Annotated in this window: 4 protein-coding genes; all 4 read left to right on the top strand. The window is 68.2% G+C overall.

Annotated elements, in window-relative coordinates:
• A partial coding sequence (locus ACFV5N_RS25550; protein WP_385604224.1) for a trigger factor occupies positions 1–767 on the top strand: 767 nt, incomplete at its 5' end.
• A gap of 187 nt (positions 768–954) precedes the next feature.
• On the top strand, positions 955–1,620 hold the full coding sequence (locus ACFV5N_RS25545) for an ATP-dependent Clp protease proteolytic subunit (RefSeq protein ID WP_086024446.1): 666 nt from the start codon (positions 955–957) through the stop codon (positions 1,618–1,620).
• Positions 1,621–1,678: 58 nt separating this feature from the next.
• Entirely contained in the window at positions 1,679–2,338 is a 660-nt protein-coding gene (locus ACFV5N_RS25540) for an ATP-dependent Clp protease proteolytic subunit (protein WP_019432845.1), read from the top strand.
• A 201-nt stretch (positions 2,339–2,539) separates the two neighbouring features.
• The gene (gene clpX / locus ACFV5N_RS25535) at positions 2,540–3,844 is read left to right on the top strand and encodes an ATP-dependent Clp protease ATP-binding subunit ClpX (RefSeq protein WP_385604220.1); all 1,305 of its coding nucleotides are present in this window, start codon (positions 2,540–2,542) and stop codon (positions 3,842–3,844) included.
• Positions 3,845–3,865: the final 21 nt, after the last annotated feature.

Below are 3,865 nucleotides of genomic sequence, written 5' to 3'. Positions count from 1 at the left end.
TGGGCGGCTCGGCGCCCGGCCGCGAGGCCGAGCTCACAGTCCAGGTGATCTCCGTCTCCGCGCGCGAGCTGCCGGAGCTGGACGACGAGTTCGCCCAGCTGGCGAGCGAGTTCGACACCCTGGAGGAGCTGCGCGCGGACAGCCGCCGCCGGCTCGCCGACCAGAAGAAGTACCAGCAGGCCACCGAGGCGCAGGAGAAGGTCCTCGACGCGCTGCTGGAGCTGGTCGAGGTCCCGATGCCGGAGAAGCTGCTCCAGGACGAGGTCGAGACCCGCAAGCACAACCTGGAGCACCACCAGCTCGGCCAGCTCGGGATGGACCTGGACGCGTACCTGAAGCTCCAGGACAAGACCACCGAGGAGTTCGAGGCCGAGCTCAAGGAGCAGGCCGAGAAGGGCATCCGCACCCAGTTCGTGCTGGACCAGATCGCCAAGACGGAGAACCTCACCGTCAGCCAGGAGGAACTGACCGAGCACCTGGTGCGCCGGGCGCAGTCCTCGGGCATGTCCCCCGACCAGTTCGCGCAGGCCGTCGTCGAGGGCGGCCAGGTGCCGATGCTCGTCGGCGAGGTCAGCCGCGGCAAGGCGCTGGCCACCGTCGTGGAGGCGGTCAAGGTGACCGACACCAACGGTGAGCCCGTCCACCTGGACGACGAGGACGAGGACGCCGCCGAGACCACCGAGGCCGCCGCCGAGGTCGTCGAGGAGACCACCGACGGCGCCGCCGCGGAGGCCGGCGACAAGGCCGAGAAGGCCGACAAGGACTGATCTCCCACCGCGCGGGCGAGCGCGGAAGCGTCAGGGACGGGGCCGGATATGACAATGTCCGGCCCCGTCGCGCACCCCCGGCCGCCCCGCGCTCCGGCACCCTGCGCTCACAGCGAACAGTTCCCTGGCCGGGACGGGTCGGGCGGCGCCGCGCGTTAGGGTCCGTAAGAAGTACAACGCTAAAGCCATGCGACGGCCTGGCGACAGTGCCGCCGTCCGACAACGAGCAGGTGGATACGTGACGCTCCCCATGCCCTCCGCCGCCGCCGAGCCCTCCCACGGCGGCCTCGGCGACCAGGTCTACAACCGGCTGCTCGACGAGCGCATCATCTTCCTCGGCCAGCCGGTCGACGACGACATCGCCAACAAGATCACCGCGCAGCTGCTGCTGCTCGCCGCGGACCCCGACAAGGACATCTTCCTTTACATCAACAGCCCCGGCGGCTCGATCACGGCGGGCATGGCGATCTACGACACCATGCAGTACGTGAAGAACGACGTGGTCACCATCGCGATGGGCATGGCCGCCTCGATGGGTCAGTTCCTGCTGACCGCCGGTGCTCCCGGCAAGCGCTTCGCGCTGCCGAACGCGGAGATCCTCATCCACCAGCCGTCCGCGGGCCTGGCCGGCTCCGCCTCGGACATCAAGATCCACGCCGAGCAGCTGCTGCGCACCAAGCGCAAGATGGCGAAGCTCTCCGCCCTGCACTCGGGCCAGTCCGAGGAGCAGTGGGAGCGCGACGCCGACCGCGACCGCTGGTTCAACGCGGAGGAGGCCCGCGACTACGGTCTGCTGGACCGGGTCATCACCAGCGCGGCCGACATCACCGGCGGCGGCGGTACGGGCGCCTGAGCCGCATCCGTACCCCTCCCTCGCTTCGCAGGCCCTTCCTAAGGCGGTAGAACACCACATGACCTCTTCCCAGCGGTTCCCCGGCTCCGGGCTCTACGACCGTCTCCCGGCCGAGTCCCGTTACATCGTCCCGCGCTTCGTCGAGCGCACCTCGCAGGGTGTGCGCGAGTACGACCCGTACGCCAAGCTCTTCGAGGAGCGGGTGATCTTCCTCGGCGTGCAGATCGACGACGCCTCGGCCAACGACGTCATGGCGCAGCTGCTGTGCCTGGAGTCGATGGACCCGGACCGGGACATCCAGATCTACATCAACAGCCCCGGCGGCTCGTTCACCGCGCTGACCGCCATCTACGACACGATGGACTTCGTCAAGCCGGAGATCCAGACCGTGTGCATGGGCCAGGCGGCCTCCGCCGCGGCGGTGCTGCTGGCGGCCGGTACCCCCGGCAAGCGGCTGGCGCTGCCGAACGCCCGGGTGCTGATCCACCAGCCGTACTCCGAGACCGGCCGCGGTCAGGTGTCCGACCTGGAGATCGCCGCCCGCGAGGTGCAGCGGATGCGCGACCAGCTGGAGGAGATGCTGGCCAAGCACTCCACCCGGCCGATCGAGCAGATCCGCGACGACATCGAGCGGGACAAGATCCTCACGGCCAAGGAGGCCGTGGAGTACGGGCTGATCGACCAGATCGTCACCACCCGTTCCACCGTCTCGGTCTGACCGGCGCGGCACGACCGCAACGGGCAAGCGAGAAGCAGTACGACAAGGCTGTAACTGGCCGCCCCTTTTGGACGGGAAGGCCCCCGGGACGGGGGATTCCCGCCAAGGGGGGCCATTCCGTCGGGGCGACAGGGTACCGTCGTCTAAGCAAGCACCAGGCACCGTCTCCCCGGCGGTGCGCAGGCGAAGGGGAAGCACCTCGTGGCACGCATCGGTGATGGCGGCGATCTGCTCAAGTGCTCGTTCTGCGGCAAGAGCCAGAAACAGGTGAAGAAGCTCATCGCGGGTCCGGGGGTCTATATCTGCGATGAATGCATCGACCTGTGCAACGAGATCATCGAGGAAGAGCTGGCGGAGTCGCCCGGTTCGGAGCTGAGCGAGCTGCCGAAGCCGCGGGAGATCTACGACTTCCTCGAAAGTTATGTGGTCGGCCAGGACGACGCCAAGCGGGCCCTGTCGGTGGCCGTCTACAACCATTACAAGCGGGTGCGGGCGAGCGAGACCGACGCGGGCGCGGCGCGCGACGAGGAGATCGAGCTCGGCAAGTCCAACATCCTGCTGCTCGGCCCGACCGGCTCGGGAAAGACGCTGCTGGCCCAGACCCTGGCCCGGATGCTGAACGTCCCCTTCGCCATCACGGACGCGACGGCGCTGACCGAGGCGGGCTATGTCGGCGAGGATGTCGAGAACATCCTGCTGAAGCTGATCCAGGCGGCCGACTACGACATCAAGAAGGCCGAGCAGGGCATCATCTACATCGACGAGATCGACAAGGTCGCCCGCAAGAGCGAGAATCCGTCGATCACCCGCGATGTCTCCGGTGAGGGTGTGCAGCAGGCGCTGCTGAAAATCCTGGAGGGGACGACGGCGGCGGTCCCGCCGCAGGGCGGGCGCAAGCACCCGCATCAGGAGTTCCTCCAGATCGACACCTCGAATGTGCTGTTTATCGTGGGCGGCGCGTTCGCGGGTCTGGACGAGATCATCCGGGCCCGTTCGGGCGGCCGCGGCATCGGTTTCGGTGCGGATATCCGCTCCAAGCGGGAACGGGACACGGCGGAACTGCTCTCGGACGCGCTGCCGGAGGACCTGGTGAAGTACGGGATGATCCCGGAATTCATCGGCCGGCTGCCGATCATCACCTCGGTGCACAATCTCGACCGCGAGGCGCTGCTGCGGATTCTGGTCGAGCCGCGCAACGCGCTGGTCAAGCAGTATCAGCGGCTGTTCGAACTGGACGGTGTGGAGCTGGAGTTCGACCTCCCCGCGCTGGAGGCGATCGCCGATCAGGCGATCCTGCGCGGCACCGGGGCGCGCGGTCTGCGCGCCATCATGGAGGAGGTCCTGATGTCGGTGATGTACGAGGTGCCCTCGCGCCAGGACGTCGGCCGCGTGGTGATCACCGAGGACGTCGTCCGCTCGAATGTGAACCCGACGCTGGTGCCGCGCTCCCGGCTGGCGAAGCAGCGCGGCGGCAGCGGCGTTCCGCCGCAGGAGAAGACGGCCTGAGCCGTCCGCCCGTACGACACG

Origin of the sequence: Streptomyces sp. NPDC059853 (assembly GCF_042731495.1) — a bacterium.
In the GTDB taxonomy this organism is placed as follows: domain Bacteria; phylum Actinomycetota; class Actinomycetes; order Streptomycetales; family Streptomycetaceae; genus Streptomyces.
This window is presented reverse-complemented; position numbering and strand designations above follow the sequence as displayed.

Excerpts from the sequence above, each read along its gene's own strand:
- ACFV5N_RS25545 (WP_086024446.1), top strand. The coding sequence starts at position 955 with ATGCGACGGCCTGGCGACAGTGCCGCCGTCCGACAACGAGCAGGTGGA.
- ACFV5N_RS25540 (WP_019432845.1), top strand. The coding sequence starts at position 1,679 with ATGACCTCTTCCCAGCGGTTCCCCGGCTCCGGGCTCTACGACCGTCTC.